This is a genomic window from Aeromicrobium erythreum, from assembly GCF_001509405.1.
Classification (GTDB): domain Bacteria; phylum Actinomycetota; class Actinomycetes; order Propionibacteriales; family Nocardioidaceae; genus Aeromicrobium; species Aeromicrobium erythreum.
On record NZ_CP011502.1, the window covers coordinates 3,189,713 to 3,211,629 of the forward strand.

Here is a 21,917-nt window from a genome sequence, read left to right on the forward strand (position 1 = left end):
CTAGGACGCGGCGCCGGTGCGCAGGCGCACCTCGCGCTCCATGCGCTTCTCGTGCCGCTCGCGACCCCTGACCGCCTCGACGTCCCGGTCGCGCGGCGGGGCGCTCGTCACGAGGTCGTCGAGCATGCGCCGGGTGGCCGCCGCGATCTCGTCGACCGCCCGCTCGAACGCCTCGGTGTTGGCGCGCGAGGGTCGGGTCGAGCCGCTCGTCTTGCGCACGAACTGCAGCGCGGCCTCACGCACCTCGTCGTCGGTGGTGGGCGGCTCGAAGTTGTGGAGCCTGCGGATGTTCCGGCACATCCTCCGACCGTACGCCCGACGACGTCGACGCGGTAGACGTTCGGCGCGGCGGCTCGGCGAGCGCTCGGGGACGCTGCGTCAGGGTCGGCGCTGCGGGTCGGAGATGCTCAGCATCGTGTCGCTGAACAGGTCGATGTCGTCGTTGCGGGTGCGCCCCGTGCCGGCCCCGCGCAGCATGCTCATGAGCTCGCCGACCGCGCGGTCGACACGGGTCGTCAGTGCCCCCTCGCCGTCGGCGCTCCAGTCGTGCGGCGACGCGAACACGCCGGTGGGCACCGGCACGGCCTGCAGGTAGGCCATCAGCGGACGCATCGCGTACTCGACGGCCAGCGAGTGCCGGGCCGTGCCGCCGGTGGCGCCGAGCAGCACCGGCTTGCCGACGAGCGCGTCGGGCTCGAGCACGTCGACGAAGGACTTGAAGAGTCCGCTGTAGGACGCCTGGAAGACAGGGGTGACGAACCCGACCGCATCGGCCGCGCCGAGCTGGTCGACCACGTGCTGCAGCCGCGGCGACGCGAAGCCGCTGAGCGTGGCGTCGACGACGTCGTGCGCGAGGGGTCGCAGCTCGACGACCTCGATCGACGCGGTGGTGTCCGCCCGCCGCACGCCGGCGGCGAGCTGGTCGGCGAGCAGCCGGGTGGTCGAGGGGTTGCCGAGGCCGGCGGAGACGATGACGACCCGGGTCATGCGCGCACCTCCTCGTCGGGGCTGTCGGCCTGGGCGGCGTCGCGGGCCGCCACGCGCGAGGCGTGGGTGGGCGCGTCGGGGACGCCGGCGGGCCGGCGGGCCTCGAACTCCTTGCGCAGCGTGGGCAGCACCTCGCCGATCATGTCGATCTGGTGCAGCACCTCCTTCTGCGGCAGTCCGGCGTGGTCGACGAGGAACAGCTGGCGCTGGTAGTCGCCGAAGTAGTCGGCGAAGGTCAGCGTCTTCTCGATGAACTCCTGCGGGCTGCCGACGGTGAGCGGCGTCTGCGCGGTGAAGTCCTCCAGGCTCGGCCCGTGGCCGTAGACCGGCGCGTTGTCGAAGTAGGGCCGGAACTCCCGCATCGCGTCCTGGCTGTTCTTGCGCATGAACACCTGGCCGCCGAGCCCGACGATCGCCTGCTCCGGCTCGCCGTGCCCGTAGTGGGCGTAGCGCTGCCGGTAGAAGTTGATCAGCCGGATGTAGTGCTCCTTCGGCCAGAAGATGTTGTTCGCGAAGTAGCCGTCGCCGTAGTAGGCCGCGAGCTCGGCGACCTCGGGCGTGCGGATCGAGGCGTGCCAGACCATGGGCGGCACGCCGTCGAGGGGGCGCGGCGTGGCGGTGAACCCGCGCAGCGGCGTGCGGAAGCGGCCCTCCCAGTCGACGACGTCCTCGTCCCACAGCCGGCGGAGCAGCTGGTAGTTCTCGACCGTGAGCTCGACGGCGCGCGTCGGGTCCTGGCCGAACCACGAGTAGACCGGGGCGGAGTTGCCGCGTCCGAGCATGAGGTCGACGCGGCCGTCGGAGAGGTGCTGCAGCACGGCGTAGTCCTCGGCCAGCCGGACCGGGTCGTTCGTGGTGATCTGCGCGATGGCCGTGGAGAAGACGATGCGCTCGGTCTGCGCGGCCATGTAGGCCATCAGCGTGGTCGGCGAGGTCGTCACGAAGGGCGGGTTGTGCTGCTGCCCGCTCGCGAAGACGTCGAGGCCGACCTCCTCGGTCTTCTTCGCGATCTCGACGAGCGCCTTGATGCGCGCGTTCTCCGTGGGCGTCGTCCCGTCGGTGGGGTCCTGGGTGACGTCGCCGACGGTGAAGATGCCGAACTGCATGCTGCTCATGGGAGCCTCCTTGCGTCGATGGTCGCATCAACTAGTTCAACATTCAACTTATTCCGCTGCCGTCCGCGCGTGATGATTCCCATGAGGTGATGGGAATCAGAGCAGCTCACCATGCTTCTCCCACGCTCACCGGCTGAATCATCCGCAGGTGAGTGAAAGATTCCCATCAGGACCTGGGAATCAGCGGCGTCCGCGTCTCGTGCAGGCAGACGAGAACGCCCCGGCCGACGGGGGCGGCCGGGGCGCTCGCCGTCGCGCTCGCGGCGTCAGGCGTGCGCGCCGTCGTGCTCCGTCTCGGGCGTCTCGGGCGACTCCGTGGGCTCGGGAGCCTGCGCAGCCTCGGCGCACTCCTCGGCGTGGTCGCGCTGGTCCCGCAGCGCCTTCTTCACTGCGTCCCACTGCGACTTCAGGACGGCGCGCTCGGCCTTGACCTGACGCTTCAGGGTGGCGAGCGACGCGCGCTGCGCACGGGCTGCCTCCTTGGCCGCGGCACGGGCCGTGTCTCGGGCGGCCTTGGCCTCGTCGCGGAGCGCGGGGTCCTTCCGAGCCGCGACGGCGAGGCGTCGTGCTTCCTTCTCGGCGGCTCGCGCCTCGGCGGTCTCGCGGTCCTTGAGCTGCTTCACGAGGTCCTTCGTCGAGGTCCGCGTGTGCGTGACGTACGCCTTCTGCGCGGCCAGCGCGTCCGCCTCGGCCTTCGTGAGCGCGGCCTGGACGACGGCCGGGTCACAGCTGGGCGCCGGGTCGTCGGCGCTCGCCGGCGTCGTGGCGAGGTTGATGCCGGCGATCGTGATGACGACGGTCGCGCAGGCGCGACCGATGATGGTGATGTTCACGGTTCTCCCTCCCGTGGTGGATGGTGCGCATCCACGATGTCACCGAGAACCGGGGTCCCGGGACCAAATACCCTAACCCGGAAGAACGCGCCGGAACCTCGCTCAGCGACGGTCGGCGAAGAAGGCGCGCAGGAGCGCCGACGACTCCTCCGCGAGCACGCCCGACGTGACCTCGGGACGGTGGTTGAGGCGACGGTCGCGGACGACGTCCCACAGCGAGCCGACGGCTCCGGCCTTGTCGTCCCACGCCCCCAGCACGAGCCGCTGCACGCGCGAGGACACGATGGCGCCGGCGCACATCGTGCACGGCTCGAGGGTGACGACCAGCGTGCAGCCGTCCAGGCGCCACGTGCCGAGCTGCCTTGCCGCCGCCCTCAGCGCCACCAGCTCGGCGTGGCCGAGCGGGTCCTGGTCGCGCTCCCGCGTGTTGAACCCCTCCCCCACCACGACCCCCGAGGCGTCGAGCACGAGCGCACCCACCGGCACGTCGTCGGACGTCAGCGCCGACGCGGCGAGGTCGAGCGCGCGACGCATCGCCGCGACGTCGTCCACCGGCCTGCTGCTCACCCCCTGATCGTCCCAGATCGTCCGGGTGCGCTCCCGGTGCGCTGCCATCGGTGGTCGTGGTCTTGGTGGTGCGCTGCCTGCGTTGGTCTCGACCTGCTGGTGCGCTGCCGCAGGGAGTCTGGGCCTGCTGGTGCGCTGCCGCAGGGGGTCCGGGCTTGCTGGTGCGCTGCCTCGGCCTTCGCTGGGAGTGGTCTCCGAAAGGGCCTCGACCGGGCGGCTGGCGACGGCGCTGGTCTGGGGTCTCGGGCTGCGGCTTGGGCACGGAGTGGGCGCACGATGCTGCGTTCGTGCACTGAGGGGCCAAGGATGCTGCGTTTGCTACGGGATGCCGTCGTGAACGCAGAAGCCTCTGCGCCCACAGCCCGCCATCGGTGGATCTTCAACCGCAGAACGGCTCCTGCGGTTGCAGATCCACCGATAGGACGCGCCAACGCAGAACGGTGCGTCAAGAACGCAGAAACGAAGAACCTTGCGGCGAGGGCGGCCTCAGCCAGACCCCGAGACCCGGAGCTACCCCCAGGCACGCTGCCGGTCGAGGCCCTTTCAGAGGCTGCCCCCAGCGAGAGCCGAGGCAGCGCACCACCAAGGTCACGACGACCGCAGCCAGCGCACCACCAAGGTCACGACGACCGCAGCCAGCGCACCAGCAAGGTCACGACCCCCGGACCAGGCAGCCCCGGGGGCAGCTCAGATCCCGTCCGCGAGCCGGTAGTACGCCGCGTTCCAGCGCAGCTCCTGCAGGAAGCGGTGGGGGGTGGTGTCGGCGTCGATGTGCACGAGCTCGGTCCGCAGGATCTCGGAGAGGTCCCGGAAGGCCTCGATGCCGACGGCGGTGGTGAGGACGGTGTGGTGCGGTCCGCCCGACATGAGCCAGGCCTCGGCGGCCGTCGGGAGCGACGGGTGGGCCTGCCACACCGCGCACGCGACGGGGAGGTTCGGCAGGGGCGCGTCGGGCTCGACCAGCGTCACGTCGTTCGCGGTGAGCCGGAAGCGGTCGCCGAGGTCGGCCAGGCCGACCACGACCGCCTCGCCGGGGTCGGCGACGAAGCGCAGGCGCACCGGGTCCTCGCGGTTGCCCATGCTGAGTGAGTGCGCCTCAGCCGACGGTCGCTGCGAGCTGATCGTCGGGCACACCTCGAGCATGTGCGCACCCAGCGACTTCTGGTTGCCCGGCTCGAGGTGGTACGTGTAGTCCTCCATGAACGACGTGCCGCCGGGCAGCCCCGCCGTCATCGTCTTGGTGGTCCGCACGAGCACCGACGTCTTCCAGTCGCCCTCACCGCCGAAGCCGTAGCCGTCGGCCATGAGCCGCTGCACCGCGATCCCCGGCAGCTGGCGGAGCCCGCCGAGGTCCTCGAAGCTGGTCGTGAAGGCGCCGTAGCCGCCCTCCTCCAGGAAGCGCCGCAGCCCCACCTCGATCTGCGCGGCGTCGCGCAGCAGGTGGTGCCGATCGGCGCCGGCGTGCAGGTCGGGCGCGACGTCGTACAGGTCCTCGTACTCGGCGACCACCTTGTCGACCGCACCCGGCTCCACCGCGTCGACGACGTCGACGAGGTCGTTGACGCCGAACGTGTTCACCGAGACGCCGAAGCGACGCTGCGCCTCGACCTTGTCGCCCTCGGTGACGGCGACGTCGCGCATGTTGTCGCCGAAGCGCGCGAGCCGCAGCGTGCGCACGTCCTGCGCCGCGGTGGCCGCGCGCACCCAGGTCGCGATCCGGGCGCCGACGGACGGGTCGCTCACGTGCCCCGCGACGGTCTTGCGCGCCACGCCCAGGCGCGTCTGCACGAAGCCGAACTCGCGGTCGCCGTGCGCCGCCTGGTTGAGGTTCATGAAGTCCATGTCGATGGACTCCCAGGGGATGTCGCGGTGCCACTGCGTGTGCAGGTGCAGGAACGGCTTCTGCAGCGCGTCGAGACCCTGGATCCACATCTTCGCCGGGGAGAAGGTGTGCATCCACCCGATCAGCCCGACGCACGCGTCGTCGGCGTTCGCCTCGAGCACGACCCGTCGGATCGCGTCGGCCGTGGTGAGCACCGGCTTCCAGACGACGGGCACGGGGATCCGGTCGTCGCCGTCGACCATGGCCGCGACCTCGCGCGACTGCGTCGCGACCTGCGCGAGCGTCTCGTCGCCGTAGAGGGCCTGGCTGCCGGTCAGGAACCAGACCTCGCGCGTCTGCTGCTGGGTGCTCATGCGGTGCTCTCCCTCAAGGCTCATTGGCCGTAGACGTTCTGGTAGCGGTCGAACAGGCTCGTCACCTGCTGCTCGGGGATCGGCACGGGCTCGCCGAGCTGGCGGGCCACGTGCACCGTGCGGGCGACGTCCTCGCACATGACGGCGGCCTTGACCGCGGCGCGGGCGTCCTTGCCGATGGTGAAGACGCCGTGGTTCTGCATGAGGACGGCCGGCGAGCGGCTGCCGCGCAGCGTCTCGACGATGCCCCGACCGATGGAGTCGTCGCCGATCAGGGCGAACGGCCCGACGGGGATCTCGCCCCCGAACTCGTCGGCCATCATCGTCAGCACGCAGGGGATGGGCTCGGCGCGCGACGCCCAGGCGGTCGCGTACGTGGAGTGGGTGTGCACCACGCCCCCCACGTGCGGCAGGTGCCGGTAGACGTACGCCTGCGCGGCCGTGTCGGAGCTGGGGGCGAGGTCGCCCTCCTTGACCTCGCCGTCGAGGTCGCAGAGCACCATGTTCTCGGGGGTGAGGTCGTCGTAGGAGACGCCGCTCGGCTTGATCACCATGAGGTCGTGCCCGGGCACCCGTGCCGACACGTTGCCGGCGGTCCACACGACGAGCTCGTAGCGGGTGAGCTCCGCGTGCAGCGCGCTCACCTGGGCGCGCAGGGTCCGCAGCGTCTCGGTGACGTCGGCGGTGACGGTCATGAGGCGTCCTTCCTGGTCCGTCGACGCCGCACGGCGTCGCGTCGCACCGTGCGCAGGCGGTGCATCACGTCGTTGCCGCCCCGGCCGAAGTGGTCGTGCAGCGCGGTGTACTCGGCGAACAGGGCGTCGTACGCGAGCGCCGACTCCTCGTCCGGGACGAACACACCGCGCTGCACGGACCCCATGGCCTTCGCGGCGGCGCGTATGTCCGCGTACGCGCCGGCCGCGACGGCGGCATGGAGAGCAGAGCCCAGGGCTGGGCCCTGCTCGGACCCGACGACGGACAGCGGCAGGCGCGTCACGTCGGCGTAGACCTGCATGAGCAGGTGGTTCTTCGACAGCCCGCCGGCCACCACGAGCTCCTCGACGGGGACGCCGGAGGAGGTGAAGGCCTCGATGATGGTGCGGGTGCCGAAGGCGGTCGCCTCGATGAGGGCGCGGTACACGTCCTCCGGCCGGGTCGCGAGGGTCTGGCCGACGACGAGACCCGAGAGCTCGTGGTCGACCAGGACGGAACGGTTGCCGCTGTGCCAGTCGAGCGCGACGAGCCCGTGCTCGCCGACCTCCTGCTGCGCGGCGAGGGCGGTGAGGTGCTCGTGCACGCTGCGGCCGGCGGCGGCCGCCTCCGCGTGGATGTACGGCGGCACGCCGTGCTCGACGAACCAGCCGAAGATGTCGCCGACGCCGCTCTGGCCGGCCTCGTAGCCCCAGCTGCCGGCGACGATGCCGCCGTCGACGACCCCGCACATCCCGGGCACCTCGCGCAGCACGCCGGCGCTCATCACGTGGCACGTGGAGGTGCCCATGATGGCCACCATCTGGCCGTGGTCCACGGCCTGCGCGGCCGGTGCGCTCACGTGCGCGTCGACGTTGCCGACGGCCACCGCGATGCCCTCGGGCAGCCCGGTCCAGGCGGCGGCGCGTGCGGACAGCGAGCCTGCGCGGTCGCCGAGCTGGCCGATCGGCTGCTCGACCTTGGTCTCGACGTAGTCGGCGAACGCGGGGTTGAGCGCTGCGAGGAAGTCGGCTGACGGGTAGGCACCGTCCTGCAGGACGCCCTTGTAGCCCGCCGAGCACGCGTTGCGCACGTACGTGCCGCACAGCTCCCAGACGATCCAGTCGGCCGCCTCGACCCACCGCTCGGTGCGGGCGTAGACGTCGGGGTCCTCCTCGAGCAGCTGCAGCCCCTTGGCCAGCTCCCACTCCGACGACAGAAGGCCGCCGTAGCGGGCGAGCCACGTCTCCCCCCGCTGTGCGGCGAGCGCGTTGATGCGGTCGGCCTGCGCCTGGGCGGCGTGGTGCTTCCAGAGCTTGACGTAGGCGTGGGGGCGGTCGGCGTACCCGTCGACCTCGTTCAGCGGCGTGCCGTCGTGGAGCGTGGGCACCATCGTGCAGGCGGTGAAGTCGGTGGCGATGCCGATGACACGGCTCGGGTCGACCCCGGCGGCCTCGACGGCGGCAGGGACGGCGACCTGGAGCACCTCGCGGTAGTCCTGCGGCACCTGCAGCGCCCAGTCGGGCTCGAGCGCCACCTCCGCACCGCCGGTGAGGTCCGATGGCAGGCACCGCTCGAGGACCGCGTGCCGGTAGGGGTGCACGGCCGACCCCAGCTCGGCACCGTCGGACACGCGCACCACGAGGGCGCGACCGGACAGGGTGCCGTAGTCGACGCCGACGACGTAGGCGTCCTCGTGGTCGTGCTCGTGCTCGGTCATCGCGCTCCTCCGGAGGGCCGGTCGCGCGGGGCGCGCGGGGTGGTGCTGGCGCGGACCACGAGGGTCGGCTCCACCAGTCGGTCGACGTCCTCGGTCCCGCCGACGATGGCCGCGTGGAGCACGGCGATCGCCCGGCGGCCGACCTCGGGGAAGTCCTGGTGCACGGTCGTGAGCGGCGGGATCAGGTAGCCCGCCTCCGGCGAGTCGTCGAAGCCGACGACGCTGACGTCGTCCGGCACCGACAGACCCGACTCCTGGAGCGCGCGGAGCACCCCGATCGCCATCTGGTCGTTGGCGACGAACACGGCGTCGACGTCGCGCAGCACGGCGAGCTCGAGACCGAGCGCGTAACCCCGCTCGGCCGTCCAGTCGCCCTCGAGCAGCGGCCCGGGCTGCAGCCCCGCCGTCGCGACGGTGTCGCTCCAGCCCTGGGCGCGCGCCTCGGCCTCGGTCCAGCCGTGCGGTCCGCTCACGTGGGCGATCCGGCGACGGCCGAGGTCGACGAGGTGCTGGGTGGCGATGACGGCGCCCCGGTGCTGATCGACGCCGACGGCGAACGTCGCGCGCGACAGGTCGCCCTCGACGACCACGAGCGGCACGCCCGGGTCGGACCGTCGCACGAGGTCGAGGGCCTCGTGCTGCGCAGCGATCATGACGATGCCCTCGACGGACTGGCGGCGCAGGTGGTCCACGGCGGCGGCGAGGCCGTCGGCGGTGATCGTCTTCAGCCCTACCGAACCGGCGAAGTAGCCGGCCTCGCGGGCTGCCTCCTCGACCGTGCGGTGGATGCTGTTCGGCCCGTACAGACCGGTCTCGGTGCTGATGATGCCGATGATCGACGAGCGGCGGGTGACGAGCGTGCGGGCGGCCGTGTTGGGCCGGTAGTCGAGCTCCTCGATCGCGGCGAGCACCCGCTGCCGGGTGGCCTCGCCGACGTGCGGGAGCCCGTTGACGACGCGCGAGACGGTCTGGTGAGAGACCCCGGCGAGCGCGGCCACGTCGGCCATCACGGGGGTGCGGGACTGGTCGGGCCTGACGGTCATGCCTGCCTCCTGGTGAAGAAGCGCTGCATGACGACGAACACCAGCAGGAGGACCCCGATCGAGATCTTGGTCCACCACGAGCTCAGCGTGCCGTCGAAGGAGATGAACGTCTGGATGGTCCCCAGCACGAGCACCCCGAGCAGCGACCCCAGCACCATCCCACGTCCGCCGACGAGCAGCGTCCCGCCGATGACCACCGCGGCGATGGCGTCGAGCTCCATGCCGACCGCGTGCAGGCTGTACCCCGAGAGCATGTAGAGCGAGAACAGCAGCCCGGCCAGCGCCGAGCAGAAGCCGCTCACGACGTAGACCCCGACCTTGACCCGCGCGACGCGCAGACCCATGAGCAGCGCCGACGCCTCGCTGCCGCCGACGGCGTAGACCGTGCGCCCGAAGCGGGTCAGGTGCAGCACCCAGGCGGCGACACCCACGACGCCGAGCGCGAGCAGCGCCGTCCACGTCACGTACACCCCGCCCGGGAGGGTCACGGTGCGGCTCGCGAGGTCGGTGAAGAACGGGTCGCGGATCGGGATCGACTCGACGTCGATGAGGTAGCAGAGCCCACGGGCGAGGAACATGCCGGCGAGCGTCGCGATGAAGGGCTGGATGCCGAGGTAGTGGATCACCACCCCGTGGAACAGCCCGATGACGACACCGGTCGCGAGCACCGCGGCGATGGCGAGCCCCGGGTTCCAGCCGGCCTGCAGCGTCGACGCGGCCACCATCGTCGACAGCGCCACCACCGAGCCGACGCTCAGGTCGATGCCCCCGGTGAGGATGACGAACGTCATGCCGACGGCCAGCACGATGAGGAACGCGTTGTCGACGAACAGGTTGGCGACGACCTGCGGCGACGCGAAGCCCTCGTAGCGGGCCGACCCGAGGCCGAACATGCCGACGAAGACGGCGAGGGTGGCGACGACCGGCAGGTAGCGGTCGGGGGGCGTGAAGCCCTTGAGCCGGTCGAGCGCCGATCCGGCGGGGACGGTCGCGGTGGTCATGCGGGGACACCTGCCTTCGCGCGGGAGGGGGTCGTGCGGCGGGCCGCGAGCGTGCTGCGGACCTGCGGGGACTGGAGCAGGCAGACCGCGATCACGGCGACGGCCTTGAACAGGTAGTTCGTCTCCGCCGGGATGCCGATGCTGGGGATGGTCGTCGCGAGGGTCTGGATGAACAGCGCCCCGACGAACGTGCCGGCCAGCGAGAACCGGCCACCGGCGAGCGAGGTGCCGCCGATGACGACCGCGAGGATCGCGTCGAGCTCGATCCAGAGGCCGGCGTTGTTGGCGTCGGCCGCGCTCGTGTTGGAGGCGATCATCAGGCCGGCGACCCCGGCGCAGAACGCGGCGAACACGTAGACGGTCCAGATGATCGTGCGGCTGCGGACCCCGGCGAGGCGGCTGGCCTCGGGGTTGATGCCGACGGCCTCGATGAGCATCCCGAGCGCGGTGCGCCGGGTCAGCAGCGCCGTGGCTCCGAAGACGACCAGGGCGACCAGGACGGCCACGGGCACGGCCAGGAAGAACCCGGCGCCGATCAGCTTGAACGTCGGGTTCGTGACCGTGGTGATCTGCCCGTCGGTGACGAGCATCGCGAGACCACGTCCGGCGGTCATGAGCACCAGCGTCGCGATGATGGGCTGGATGCCCAGCACGGAGACGAGGAAGCCGTTCCAGAGGCCGAGCAGGACGGCGACGGCGAGCGCCGTCGTCATCGCGACGATGGCCGTGCCGGCGGCGGACTCCTGGTTCGAGCCCGCGATCTGCACGCAGGCCACGGCCCCGGAGATGGCGGCGATGGCGCCCACCGAGAGGTCGATGCCGCGGGTCGCGATGACGAGGGTCATGCCGAGCGCGACGAGCAGCACGGGAGCCCCGTTGCGCAGGATGTCGATGACGCTCCCGTAGAGCCGGCCGTCCTGCAGGCGCACCGACAGGAAGCCGGGGTTGACGACGACGTTGAGCGCCACGAGGGCGAGCAGGGCCACGACGGGCCACACGAGAGAGCTGCGCAGGAGCGCACGGACGTCAGGCACGGGGAGCCTCCTCGGCGTCGGGGACGACCTCGAGCGCCACGGCGGACTCGCCGGCACCCGCGATGGTGCGGAGCACGTCGGAGACCTCGAGGCCGTCGTTGACCTGCTCGGCCACCTTGCGGCGGTCGCGCATGACGACGACGCGGTCGGCGAGCCGCAGCACCTCCTCGAGCTCCGCGGAGATGAACACGACGGCCATCCCGTCGGCGGCCAGCTCGGCGACGAGCTGCTGGATCTGTGCCTTTGCGCCCACGTCGATGCCGCGGGTCGGCTCGTCGAGGACCAGGAGCCGCGGCTCGGTGATCAGCCAGCGGGCCAGCAGCACCTTCTGCTGGTTGCCGCCGCTGAGGTTGCGCATGAGGGCGTTCGGGTCGGCCGGTCGGATGTCGAGGGCCTCGATGTAGCGGCGGACGAGCTCGTCCTTGGTGCGCTGCGGCACGGGGCGCAGCCAGCCTCGCGTGGCCTGCAGCGCGAGGATCATGTTGTCGGCGACGGTCAGGTCGCCGACCACGCCCTCGGCCCGACGGTCCTCGCTGGAGAACGCGACGCCGGCGTCGATGGCCTGGCGCGGGGAGCGCCAGGGACGGGTCCGACCCTGCACCTGCACCTCGCCGCGGTCCGCGACGTCGGCGCCGACGAGGAGCCGCGCCAGCTCGGTGCGACCCGAGCCGAGCAGCCCGGCCACGCCGACGACCTCCCCCTCGTGCAGGGCGAGGTCGGTGGCCTCGAGCTCGCCCGAGCGGCCCAGGCCGACGACCTTGAGCACGGGCTCGGCGGCGGGAGCGGCCGGGTCGGCGGGCTGGCGGTCGAGCCGCTCGAGCACCTCCAGCTCGCGGCCGATCATCTCCTGCACGAGCTCGAGCTGCGTGATCTCCGCCGTCCGGTGCTCGGCGACGAACCGACCGTTGCGCAGCACCGTCATCCGGTCGGAGAGCTCGAAGACCTGGTCGAGGAAGTGCGAGACGAAGAGCACCGCGACGCCCTGGTCGCGCAGGGAGCGCACGACGTCGAAGAGCACGCGGACCTCGTCGGCGTCCAGGCTCGACGTCGGCTCGTCGAGCACGAGCACCTTGGCGTCGACGTCGACGGCCCGCGCGATGGCGACGAGCTGCTGCACGGCGATCGGGTGGCTGCCGAGGGTCGAGGTCGGGTCGACGTCGAGACCGAGGCGCGCGAGCACCTCCGCGGCCCGGCGGTTCATGGCGCGGGTGTGGATGCGGCCGAAGCGTCGCGGCTCGCGTCCGAGGAGCATGTTCTCCGCGACCGTGAGGTTGGTGCAGAGGTTGACCTCCTGGTAGACCGTGCTGATCCCGGCGGCCTGGCTCTCGGCCGGGCCGGAGAACCGGTGCTCCTGGCCGTCGACCCTGAGGGACCCGGCGTCGATGGCGTAGACGCCGGTCAGCGCCTTGATCAGCGTCGACTTGCCGGCACCGTTCTCGCCCATGAGCGCGTGCACCTCCCCCGGCAGGAGTCGCAGGCTCACGCCGTCGAGCGCCTTGACGCCGGGGAAGCCGATCTCGATGCCGGTCAGCTCGACCACGGGCTCCACCGCGCTGTCGGCGCGCGGAGCGGGTCGGGCAGCGGGGGTCTCGGCCCTCGCGGCGGCGGTTCCTGCGCTCATGACGTGCTCCTCACGGTCGAGCGGACGGGACGGTCGGGGTGGGACGGGGCGAGGTCGTGGCAGCGACCCCGCCCCGTCACGGGCAGGCTCAGTACTGGCGGTCGGCCAGCACCTGCTTCGCCTGGTCCTGCGTGAACGTCGTCTCCTCGGTGACGACCCGCTTCGGCACGTCCTCACCGGCGACGACCTTCTTCGCCAGCTCCATGAGCTGGGGTCCGAGCAGCGGGTTGCACTCGACGATGAAGTTGATCTTGCCCTCGCTCAGCGCCGTCATCCCGTCCTTCACGGCGTCGACCGTGATGATCTTGATGTCCGTGCCGGGCTTCTTGCCGGCGGCCTCGATCGCCTCGATCGCGCCGAGACCCATGTCGTCGTTGTGCGCGTAGACGACGTCGATGTCGTCGTGGGACTGCAGGAACGCCTCCATGACCTTCTTGCCGCCGTCGCGCGTGAAGTCGCCCGTCTGGGAGGCGATGATCTTGATCGCGTCGTCGGACGACGTGACGTCCTCGAAGCCCTTCTTGCGGTCGATGGCCGGCGCGGCACCCGTGGTGCCCTGCAGCTCGACGACGTTCACGTCGCCGTTCTTGTCGACGTCGGCGTCCTGGGCGTTGTCGACGAGCCACTGGCCGGCCTTCTCGCCCTCCTCGACGAAGTCGGAGCCGAGGAAGGTGACGTAGAGCGAGTCGTCGTCGGAGTCGACGGCGCGGTCGGTCAGGATGACCGGGATCTTGGCCCGCTTGGCCTCCTGCAGCACCGCGTCCCAGCCGGTCTCGACGACCGGGCTGAAGGCGATGACGTCGACCTTCTGCTGGATGTAGGAGCGGATCGCCTTGATCTGGTTCTCCTGCTTCTGCTGGGCGTCGGAGAACTTGAGGTCGACGCCGTCCTTCTTCGCCGTCTCGCGGATCGACGTCGTGTTGGCGGAGCGCCAGCCGCTCTCGGCACCGACCTGGGCGAAGCCCATGGTCAGTCCGTCGCCGCCGGATCCGCCGTTGCCGCCGTCCGAGCTGCTGCCGCACGCCGTCATGCCACCGAGCAGGGCCAGGCCTGCTGCGACCGTGATGACCTTCTTGAACACTGCTTTCCTCCATCTGGTTCGGCGCCGGGACGGCACCTGCGGGGGGCTCGTGTGGCGGGCGGACAACCGGACACACTGGCGACGCTGGCACGTGACCTGCATCACTGATGCCTGATTGTTAACGCTCACAACACACCGCGTCAAGCAGTTCGACGAAGAAATTGTGAACGCTCACAATGGCCGCCCCCCATGGGAGGATGCGGTGTGACCACCACCCCGCGCCGGAGCAGCTGGTCCGGCACCGTCCCGTACCACTTCGCCGCCGAGCACCGTCCCGCCGACCTCGACGCGCTGCGCCGCCTGGTCACGACCACCCCGCGCCTGCGCCCGGTGGGCACCGGCCACACCTTCAACGACGTCGCCGACGGGGCCGAGGCCGTCGCACTGACGGCCTTCGACACCGTCGACGTGCTGGACGACGGAGCCGCCGTGCGGGTCGGCGCCGGCCTGACCCACGCACGGCTGGCCGAGGAGCTCGCGCCGCACGGGCTGGCCCTGGCCAACCTGGCCTCGCTGCCGCACCTGAACGTCGCCGGCGCGGTCGCGACCGCGACGCACGGGTCGGGCACGCGGACCGGCAACCTCGCCACGCAGGTTCGGGCGGTCGAGCTGGTGCTCACATCTGGCGACGTCGCGACCGTCCGCCGCGGCGACCCGGACTTCGACGGCGTGGTCGTCAACCTCGGCCTCCTCGGCGTGGTCACGGCGCTCGAGCTCGACGCCGTGCCCGCTGTCGACCACCGCCAGGTGGTGCTCCCCGACGCCGACGTCGCGAGCCTGCCCGACCGGCTCGCCGACCTGCACCGCCTCGGCCGCAGCGTCAGCGTCTTCACCCGCTGGGACGACGCGCCCAGCCACGTGTGGGTGAAGTGGCGCGACGGCGACCCCGACCCCGCCCCGGGGTGGGAGACGCTCGGGCTGGCGCCGGCCACGGAGGAGCTGCACCCGATCCCCGGCCTCGACCCGGTGCACTGCACGGCCCAGCAGGGCGTGCCCGGGCCGTGGGTGGAACGGCTGCCGCACTTCCGGCCGGGGTTCCTGCCGAGCGCGGGCGACGAGGTGCAGTCGGAGTACCACCTGGCGGCCGAGCACGGACCCGCAGCCGCGCGCGCCCTGCAGGAGGTCGGGCACTTGCTCGACTCCGCCCTGCTGACGTCGGAGATCCGCGCCATCGCGGCGGACGAGCTGTGGCTGAGCCCGCAGTCGGGGCAGGACACCTGCTCCTTCCACTTCACCTGGACGGCCGACCTCACGCTCTCCTCGGCCGCGGCCCTCGTGGTCGAGCACGCGCTCGCGCCGTTCGCGCCGCGCCCGCACTGGGGCAAGCACTTCGCGCTCGACGTGCGCGGCCTCTACCCGCGCCTGCCCGACTTCGAGGCGCTGCGCCGACGCCTCGACCCCGACGGCGTGCTCGCCGGCCCCTGGTACGACCGCGTCCTCGCCTAGCCCGACAGCTGGAGAGTCCCCACGATCCGGAACCTGGTCGTCCTTTCTCGCGCCCGCAACGGGCGATGGGGTTCCGGATCGTGGGGACGGACGGCGCTGGCACTAGGCTCGACGTCATGCACGTCCACGTCGCCGACCACCCGCTCGTCTCCCACAAGCTCACGGTGCTGCGCGACGCGTCCACCGACTCCCCCACGTTCCGTCGGCTCGCGGACGAGCTGGTGACGCTGCTGGCCTACGAGGCCACGCGCGACGTCCGCGTCGAGACGGTGCAGGTGATGACGCCGGTCGCCCAGGCGCAGGGCGTCCGGCTCGCCGACCCGCGCCCGCTCGTCGTGCCGATCCTGCGCGCGGGCCTGGGCATGCTCGAGGGCATGCAGCGACTGCTGCCCACGGCCGAGGTCGGCTTCCTCGGGATGGTGCGCAACGAGGCGACGCTCGAGGCCGACACCTACGCCGAGCGGCTGCCCGACGACCTGTCCGGGCGCCAGTGCTACGTGCTCGACCCGATGCTCGCGACCGGCGGCAGCCTCGCCGCCGCCATCCACTTCCTGGTGAAGCGCGGGGCCGACCACATCACCGCCGTGTGCCTGCTCGCCGCCCCGGAGGGCATCGAGCGGATCGAGCGCGAGATGACGGAGGTCGGCGTGCCCGTCACCCTCGTCGTCGCCGGTCTCGACGAGCGTCTCGACGAGAACGGCTACATCGTCCCCGGTCTCGGCGACGCCGGCGACCGGCTGTACGGCGTCGCCGACTGACGTGGCCGACTGACGTGGCCGTCACGCAGGAGCTCCGTCCGGGGCCGTGGGGGTGGGCCGAGCGTCGCCGTCGGATCGCGGCGTCCGGTGCGGTGCTGGCCGTGGCCGTCGGGCTGCTGCTGCTGGCGGGTCGCGGCACGGGCCTGCTGGGCGTGCTGCTGATCGCGGTCCCGACCGTCGTCGTGACGGTGCCCTCGATCCTGCTCTACGAGCGACTCACATACCAGCGCGAGAGCCTGGTGATCACGGCGCGCACGCTCGAGATGTACCGCGGCGACCGGCTGCTCCACCGCCTCGACCGCACCGCACCGATCCGGGCCCTGCGGTTCCGGCTGTCGGCGTCGGGTCACCCGTTCGGGCTGCCGAAGCTGCTGCTGCACGACGGTCGTGACCACGTGCGGCTGGCGAGCGACCGGTGGCTGGTCCGGCACGAGCAGCTCCTCACGGCCCTGGGCGTCGAGGCACCCACCGTCGACCACCGCCAGGCGCAGCAGCTGGTGCCGGACGCCTTCCCGCTGTGGGAGCGCCGCCCCAACCTCGTCGCGGGGCTCTCGGTGCTCGGCCTGTTGGTCGCGATCGTGGCCGTCCCCGTCGTCGGGGCGCTCCTCACCGCCTGACCAGCGGGGACGTCCGGCCAATCGGCTGCGGTGACGACCGCGGGCGTGCAAGGGTGTGCGCCATGACCGAGCCGGGTCCTGACGCGGACGCCACGGCGCTCGTGCTGCGCCCCCTGGGCTGGCGCGAGGCCGACGGCGCGGCGCGGCTGTGGCGGGACCTGCTGGTGCTGGCCGTGCCGTTGACACCCGGGGTCCTGTGGCTGGCCCTCGCGAGCGAGCAGCACCCGTGGGTCGCAGTCGTGGTGCTGGCGGGCGTGCTGGCGGTGCTCGGGGCGTACGCGACGGAGCTGCTGATGGTGCGCCACGAGCGAGTCGTCGTCACCGCGAGCACGGTGGAGTGGTGGCGCGGCAAGCGGTTACGTGCCCGTCTCCAACGAGGTCCGACCCTGCGCGCCGCGCGCTACGTGCCCTGGCCGGTCGGCCGACCTCTGGGTCTCATCCACCTCGCCGTCTCCGACGGGACCACGGGGTTCCGCCTCGGCGACGCACGGTGGATCGCCCGCTTCGAGGCGATCGCCCTCGCCGCCGAGGTGGCCGCGCCGCGACTGACCCACGACAGGGCCCGACGACGCATGCCGGAGTGCTTCACCGCCCTCGAGCGACTCCTCGACGCGCTCCGTGCGCAGGGCTGGGCCCGGGTCGCGGTGGGTGTCGTCGTGCTCGTGGCAGCGGGCTTGGTCGCCGGCTACCTGGTCGGGGCCCTCACGGGCGCAGGGCCATGAGCGACCTCGACCCCGTCCGTGTCCTGCGCCCCGTGCCCTGGTCGGAGCAGCCGCAGTAGGACGCGCTGCGGGGTCTCGTGCTCTACCGGTCCCTCCTCGTGCTCTCCCTCCTCGTTCAGTACGTCATCCACCGCGAGCCCCGACCGGTGCTCGCACTCCTCGTGCTGACGTTGGCGGTGCTGGTCGCCTCTGGCGCGGCGTGGGAGTGGTGGCGGGGGACCCGTGAGCGGCTCGTGCTGATCGACGACACGGTGGAGCTCGTCCGAGGGCGACGGAGCCGGCCACGGTCCCGCCTGGCCCGCAAGGACCTGTGGGCCGGGCGCTTCTCCCTCTACCGCGGCGATTCGGAAGCGGGACCACAGGCCCTGGCGATGTCCGACGGTCGCGACGGGATCCTGCTCACCCACGCCGGCTGGACGCCGAGGTACCCGGAGCTGCTGACGATCCTCGGGGTCTCCGCTCCGCTCGTGTCAGCCAAGGTCGCCGCCCGGCGTCATCCGGAGGCGTTCGACTGGTCCACCCGTCACCCACTCGCGTTCGCCGTGCTGGTCGTGGTGCTCGTCGCGATCGTCGTGGCCTTCGCCCTGCGCTGAGCCTCGCGATCCGGCTGACGGGGTGCCGACGGGCGTGGGAGGGTGTCGGCCATGACCGGTCCGACGTCGCCGACGCCACCGTGGCCCGTCGAGATCCTCCCCGTGCGCTGGTCGCAGTCCCAGGGCCGCACGCAGGTGGCGCGCGAGCTGCGCTGGAATCTGGTCGGGGCGCTCGGCTTGGGTGCGGGCGCCCTGGCGAACGTCGACCACGCCCCGGTGCTGGCCGGCCTCGCGGTCGCCCTCGGGCTCGCCGGTCTGGTCGCACCGGTGGTCGCCCCGGTCGTGCGCTGGCCCGAACGGGTCGTCGTCGACGAGGAGACGGTCACGCTGTGGCGCCGCGGACGGGTGCGGGGCCGCGTCCGGCGCGGGGTCGATCTCCGGGCCGTCCGGTACCGCCTCGGACGGGATGACGGCTCCTCGCCCCAGCACCTGGCATTGTCCGACGGTCAGGACGGTTTCCGGCTCACCGACCCTCGATGGGCTCCGCGGCACCTCGAGCTGGCGGACGTCGCCGGTGTCGACGCGCCGATGTCGGGCGTCACCCTCGTCCGTCGTCAAATGCCCGAGGCCCTGCCGGTGCTCGACCGGACCTTCGTGGCCTGGGGACGTCCCGAGCTCAGGCGCCGACGTCTCGCAGTGGTCGGCCTGCTCGTCGTCGTCCTCGTGGCAGTCGCGGTCGTGGTCGCACGCCATCAGGCCGGGGTGCTGTGAGCGACCCCGGACGCGTGGAGATCGCGCCCGCCCCGTGGGACCCCGCGGACCTCCGCTCCGTGCTGCGGCGGGAGTCCCTCGCGATGGTGCTCCTCCTGGCGTTCCTTCTCGTGGTGTTCAGGCCGGCCCTCGGCGGCGGCTGGTTCGTGCCCAGTCTCATCGTCCTCGTCCACACGGTGACCACCGTGGTGGAGTACCAGGCGGTACGTACCGAGCGACTGGTCATCGGCCTCGACCGCGTGGAGTACTGGATCGGATTCCACCGTCGACGCACCGTCGACCTGCGTAGCGACGTCTGGGTGGTGCTCACGCGCCGCACCCCCGAGAACCCGCGACCGTCCGAGCTCGTCATCTCCGACGGCCGCCAGGGCTTCCACCTGTCCGACCCTCGATGGCGGACCAGGTTCCCGGCGATCGTCGACGCGATCGGCCGCCCGGCGCAGCAGGCGCCGCGTCGGCGGGCCTTGCGGCTGGTGCCGGAGGCCTACCCGTGGTTCGAGCGGCCGTCGTGGACCGCCCGGCTGACACAGACCGTGCTCGTGCTGTTCATGCTCGCCGTCATCGCAGGCGCCATCATCTGATCCCACGCCCCACCGTTCGGCTTGCGCCGACCCCGGACTCGGCCACGCTGGTCTGGTGAGCGAGGAGCCGGTCGAGACCCACGAGGACCGACCGACCACCTCGGACGAGCCGAACCCGGCGCGGTGGCGGATCCTCGCGGTCACCCTGGTCGTCGGCTTCATGTCGCTGCTCGACGTCACCATCGTCAACGTCGCGATCCCCTCGATCCAGAAGGGGCTCGACACGTCGGCCTCGACCGTGCAGTGGGTGGTCTCCGGCTACGCGCTCACGTTCGGCCTGACCCTCGTGGCGGGCGGACGCCTCGGCGACGCGTACGGCCGCAGACGGCTCATGCTGATCGGCCTGGCCGGGTTCGTCGCCTCGAGCGCCGCGGTCGGGCTCGCGCCCACCGCCGAGCTGGTCGTCGTCGCCCGACTGCTCCAGGGCGCGTCGGCCGGGCTCCTCACGCCCCAGAGCTCGGGGCTCATCCAGCAGTTGTTCTCCGGCGCCGAGCGGGGCCGCGCGTTCGGCTACTTCGGCCTCACCGTCTCGCTCGCGTCGGCCACCGGACCGCTCCTCGGCGGTCTCGTCATCGGCCTGGTCGGCGAGGAGCTCGGCTGGCGGCTCGTGTTCCTCGTCAACGTGCCGATCGGCGTGGTCGCCGCGATCGCCGTCGCCCGCATGGTCCCCGGACGCGAGGACGACAGCACGCCCGGCCGCATCGACACCCTCGGCGCGGCGCTTCTCGGGGTGTCCGTGCTCTGCCTGCTCTACCCGCTCGTCAGCCTCGAGTCGGGTGCGCGCTGGCCGCTCGGGCTGCTCGTCGGCGTGCCGGTGTTCGCGTGGGCGTTCGTGCGCTGGGAGCACCGCGAGAAGCGACTCGGCCACGACCCCCTGCTCGACCTCGACCTGCTGCGCCGCCTCCCCGGGTACGGCAACGGGCTGCTCGTCGGCACCGTCTACTTCACCGGGTTCACGGGCGTGTTCCTGGTCGCGTCGGTGTGGCTGCAGGACGCGCGCGACGTCAGCGCGCTGCACGCCGGGCTGCTCCTGACCCCGTTCGCCCTCGGGTCGGCGATCACGTCCCCGCTCGCCGGACGGCTGGTCAGCACGGTCGGTCGACCACTCACGGTCATCGCGCTCGGCGTCATGATGGTCGGCGTCCTCGGTGCCGCGCTGGTCGCGCCCGGTCGCCCCACCGACGACCTCTGGTGGGCGCTCTCCCCGTTCCTGCTGCTGGCCGGTCTCGGCGGCGGCGCCGTCGTGTCGCCGAACATCACGCTGACCCTCCAGGAGGTGCCGCCGCGGATGGGTGGCGCGGCCGGCGGGGCCCTGCAGACCGGCCAGCGCATCGGCTCCTCGCTCGGCGCGGCACTGCTGGCCACCACCTACCAGGTGGTCGCGGGACGCTCCGACGGCGACGCCGGCATCCAGGTCTCGCTGCTCGTCGCGCTCGCCGTCCTGGCCCTCGCCCTCGCGGCGGCAGTGCTCGCCTGGCGCACCGCCCGACAGCCCCGCTGACCGTGACGTCCTGGACCTCGAACGGGGCCATTCGGGGCCAGGTCGTCACAGTCAGGGTCCGTATCCTCGGGCCGTGTCCGCCACCGTCCCCGTCGTCGCCCTCACCGGCAGCCTCGGGAGCGGCAAGACGACGATCCTCAACCACCTGCTCGCCCACCGGGGCCGACGTCGGGTGGGCGTGCTGGTCAACGACTTCGGCGCCGTCGACGTCGACGCGCTGCTCGTCGACGCCGGGTCGGCGGCCACGCTCTCGCTGGCCGGCGGGTGCGTCTGCTGCCGGGTCGACGACGACACGCTCGACTCGACGCTGGAGCAGCTGACGTCGACGCGCGCCGGACTCGACCTGGTGCTGGTGGAGTCGAGCGGGGTGGCCGACCCTGCGACGCTCGCCGCTCGTCTCCACCGCGCCGTGCGGCACCCGGGGCAGGCAGGCGGGCTGCTGCACGTCCTCGACGCGCGCGCCTGGGCCGACGACGACACGCTGCTCGACCCCGCCGGCCTGGCTCGCGCCGACCTCGTGGCGCTGACGAAGACCGACCTGCCCAACTCCGTCCCCGTCGACGAGGCGCGACGTCGGCTCGAGCCGCTGCTGCGCACCGGGGTGCCCGTGGTCGACGCGCCGCACGGCGCACTCGACCCCGAGCTCTTCGCCGACGCCTCGGCGCCGCTGGACGACGGACCCCGTCAGCTGTCCCTCGCCGAGGCCCTCCCCCTCCCCGGCGGGCACCAGCACGTCCACGCGAGCACCTGGGAGCACGACGGGCTGGTGCACCCGCGACGCCTCGCCGAGCTGCTCGACGGTGGACTGCCGGAGGCCTACCGGCTGAAGGGCGTGGTCCGGCTCGACGTGCCGTGGGGCGCGCGCTGGTGGACGGTGCACCGCGTCGGCGGGCTGCCGCGCGTGACCCCCGCACCGAGGCCCGCGCCGACGAGCCGGCTCGTGGCCCTCGGCCCGACGCTCGACGAGCGCGCGGCGGAGGTCGCGCTGACGCACGTCGGGCGCGACCCCCAGGAGGAGGTCGCGCCCGACGACCACGCGGCGCTCATGCGCTGGGTGCCCGACGACCTGCGCCCGGAGTGGGCGCGGGTCGAGGGCTGAG

22 protein-coding genes are annotated in these 21,917 nt (G+C 72.3%); 9 read left to right on the top strand and 13 right to left on the bottom strand.

The window, feature by feature from the left end; translation table 11 throughout:
• The 13 genes from Aeryth_RS15235 to Aeryth_RS15295 form a co-directional block, all read right to left on the bottom strand.
• A complete protein-coding gene (locus Aeryth_RS15235; protein ID WP_067860440.1) occupies window positions 1-300 on the bottom strand; it encodes a DUF2277 domain-containing protein in 300 nt (99 codons plus the stop codon).
• A 78-nt stretch (window positions 301-378) separates the two neighbouring features.
• The gene (locus Aeryth_RS15240; protein ID WP_067860442.1) at window positions 379-987 is read right to left on the bottom strand and encodes a CE1759 family FMN reductase; all 609 of its coding nucleotides are present in this window, start codon (window positions 985-987) and stop codon (window positions 379-381) included.
• On the bottom strand, window positions 984-2,093 hold the full coding sequence (locus tag Aeryth_RS15245) for an LLM class flavin-dependent oxidoreductase (protein ID WP_067861894.1): 1,110 nt from the start codon (window positions 2,091-2,093) through the stop codon (window positions 984-986). Before Aeryth_RS15245 ends, Aeryth_RS15240 begins: the two co-directional genes overlap by 4 nt.
• A gap of 275 nt (window positions 2,094-2,368) precedes the next feature.
• Entirely contained in the window at window positions 2,369-2,935 is a 567-nt protein-coding gene (locus Aeryth_RS15250) for a hypothetical protein (protein ID WP_067860444.1), read from the bottom strand.
• A gap of 102 nt (window positions 2,936-3,037) precedes the next feature.
• A complete protein-coding gene (gene tadA / locus Aeryth_RS15255) occupies window positions 3,038-3,502 on the bottom strand; it encodes a tRNA adenosine(34) deaminase TadA (RefSeq protein ID WP_257721380.1) in 465 nt (154 codons plus the stop codon).
• Between the two features lie 687 nt (window positions 3,503-4,189).
• Window positions 4,190-5,698 (bottom strand): L-arabinose isomerase, encoded by a 1,509-nt coding sequence (gene araA, locus Aeryth_RS15260; protein WP_067860446.1) that lies wholly within the window; start codon window positions 5,696-5,698, stop codon window positions 4,190-4,192.
• Window positions 5,699-5,718: 20 nt separating this feature from the next.
• Window positions 5,719-6,393, bottom strand: coding sequence for an L-ribulose-5-phosphate 4-epimerase (locus Aeryth_RS15265; protein ID WP_067860448.1), 675 nt, complete (start codon window positions 6,391-6,393; stop codon window positions 5,719-5,721).
• A complete protein-coding gene (gene araB, locus Aeryth_RS15270) occupies window positions 6,390-8,108 on the bottom strand; it encodes a ribulokinase (protein WP_067860450.1) in 1,719 nt (572 codons plus the stop codon). The genes Aeryth_RS15265 and araB overlap by 4 nt, the downstream gene beginning before the upstream one ends.
• A complete protein-coding gene (locus Aeryth_RS15275) occupies window positions 8,105-9,151 on the bottom strand; it encodes a LacI family DNA-binding transcriptional regulator (RefSeq protein ID WP_067860452.1) in 1,047 nt (348 codons plus the stop codon). Before Aeryth_RS15275 ends, araB begins: the two co-directional genes overlap by 4 nt.
• The gene (gene yjfF / locus Aeryth_RS15280; RefSeq protein WP_067860454.1) at window positions 9,148-10,152 is read right to left on the bottom strand and encodes a galactofuranose ABC transporter, permease protein YjfF; all 1,005 of its coding nucleotides are present in this window, start codon (window positions 10,150-10,152) and stop codon (window positions 9,148-9,150) included. The genes Aeryth_RS15275 and yjfF overlap by 4 nt, the downstream gene beginning before the upstream one ends.
• On the bottom strand, window positions 10,149-11,186 hold the full coding sequence (locus tag Aeryth_RS15285) for an ABC transporter permease (protein WP_067860456.1): 1,038 nt from the start codon (window positions 11,184-11,186) through the stop codon (window positions 10,149-10,151). Before Aeryth_RS15285 ends, yjfF begins: the two co-directional genes overlap by 4 nt.
• Window positions 11,179-12,807 carry a sugar ABC transporter ATP-binding protein gene (locus Aeryth_RS15290; protein ID WP_083516486.1) on the bottom strand — a complete coding sequence of 543 codons (1,629 nt, stop codon included), beginning with the start codon at window positions 12,805-12,807 and terminating at the stop codon, window positions 11,179-11,181. The genes Aeryth_RS15285 and Aeryth_RS15290 overlap by 8 nt, the downstream gene beginning before the upstream one ends.
• Window positions 12,808-12,895: 88 nt before the next feature.
• Complete coding sequence (locus Aeryth_RS15295) at window positions 12,896-13,888, bottom strand: ABC transporter substrate-binding protein (protein WP_067860460.1); 993 nt, start codon at window positions 13,886-13,888, stop codon at window positions 12,896-12,898.
• Between the two features lie 204 nt (window positions 13,889-14,092).
• Here Aeryth_RS15295 and Aeryth_RS15300 point away from each other — a divergent pair, with 204 nt between their 5' ends.
• The 9 genes from Aeryth_RS15300 to Aeryth_RS18495 all read left to right on the top strand — a co-directional run bounded on the left by Aeryth_RS15300 (window position 14,093) and on the right by Aeryth_RS18495 (window position 21,916).
• A complete protein-coding gene (locus Aeryth_RS15300) occupies window positions 14,093-15,334 on the top strand; it encodes a D-arabinono-1,4-lactone oxidase (protein WP_202967678.1) in 1,242 nt (413 codons plus the stop codon).
• A 116-nt stretch (window positions 15,335-15,450) separates the two neighbouring features.
• Window positions 15,451-16,092, top strand: a complete 642-nt coding sequence (upp, locus tag Aeryth_RS15305; RefSeq protein ID WP_067860466.1) for a uracil phosphoribosyltransferase — start codon at window positions 15,451-15,453, stop codon at window positions 16,090-16,092.
• A 14-nt stretch (window positions 16,093-16,106) separates the two neighbouring features.
• Window positions 16,107-16,709, top strand: coding sequence for a hypothetical protein (locus tag Aeryth_RS15310; protein WP_067860469.1), 603 nt, complete (start codon window positions 16,107-16,109; stop codon window positions 16,707-16,709).
• 62 nt (window positions 16,710-16,771) lie between these two features.
• Complete coding sequence (locus tag Aeryth_RS15315) at window positions 16,772-17,431, top strand: hypothetical protein (protein WP_067860471.1); 660 nt, start codon at window positions 16,772-16,774, stop codon at window positions 17,429-17,431.
• Window positions 17,432-17,508: 77 nt separating this feature from the next.
• Window positions 17,509-18,024 (top strand): hypothetical protein, encoded by a 516-nt coding sequence (locus Aeryth_RS15320; protein ID WP_067860473.1) that lies wholly within the window; start codon window positions 17,509-17,511, stop codon window positions 18,022-18,024.
• Between the two features lie 51 nt (window positions 18,025-18,075).
• Window positions 18,076-18,735, top strand: a complete 660-nt coding sequence (locus tag Aeryth_RS15325) for a hypothetical protein (RefSeq protein ID WP_067860475.1) — start codon at window positions 18,076-18,078, stop codon at window positions 18,733-18,735.
• On the top strand, window positions 18,732-19,316 hold the full coding sequence (locus Aeryth_RS15330) for a hypothetical protein (protein WP_067860477.1): 585 nt from the start codon (window positions 18,732-18,734) through the stop codon (window positions 19,314-19,316). The genes Aeryth_RS15325 and Aeryth_RS15330 overlap by 4 nt, the downstream gene beginning before the upstream one ends.
• 55 nt (window positions 19,317-19,371) lie before the next feature.
• Window positions 19,372-20,817, top strand: a complete 1,446-nt coding sequence (locus tag Aeryth_RS15335) for an MFS transporter (protein ID WP_067860479.1) — start codon at window positions 19,372-19,374, stop codon at window positions 20,815-20,817.
• A 73-nt stretch (window positions 20,818-20,890) separates the two neighbouring features.
• Window positions 20,891-21,916, top strand: a complete 1,026-nt coding sequence (locus Aeryth_RS18495; RefSeq protein ID WP_067860481.1) for a CobW family GTP-binding protein — start codon at window positions 20,891-20,893, stop codon at window positions 21,914-21,916.
• Window position 21,917 lies beyond the last annotated feature (1 nt).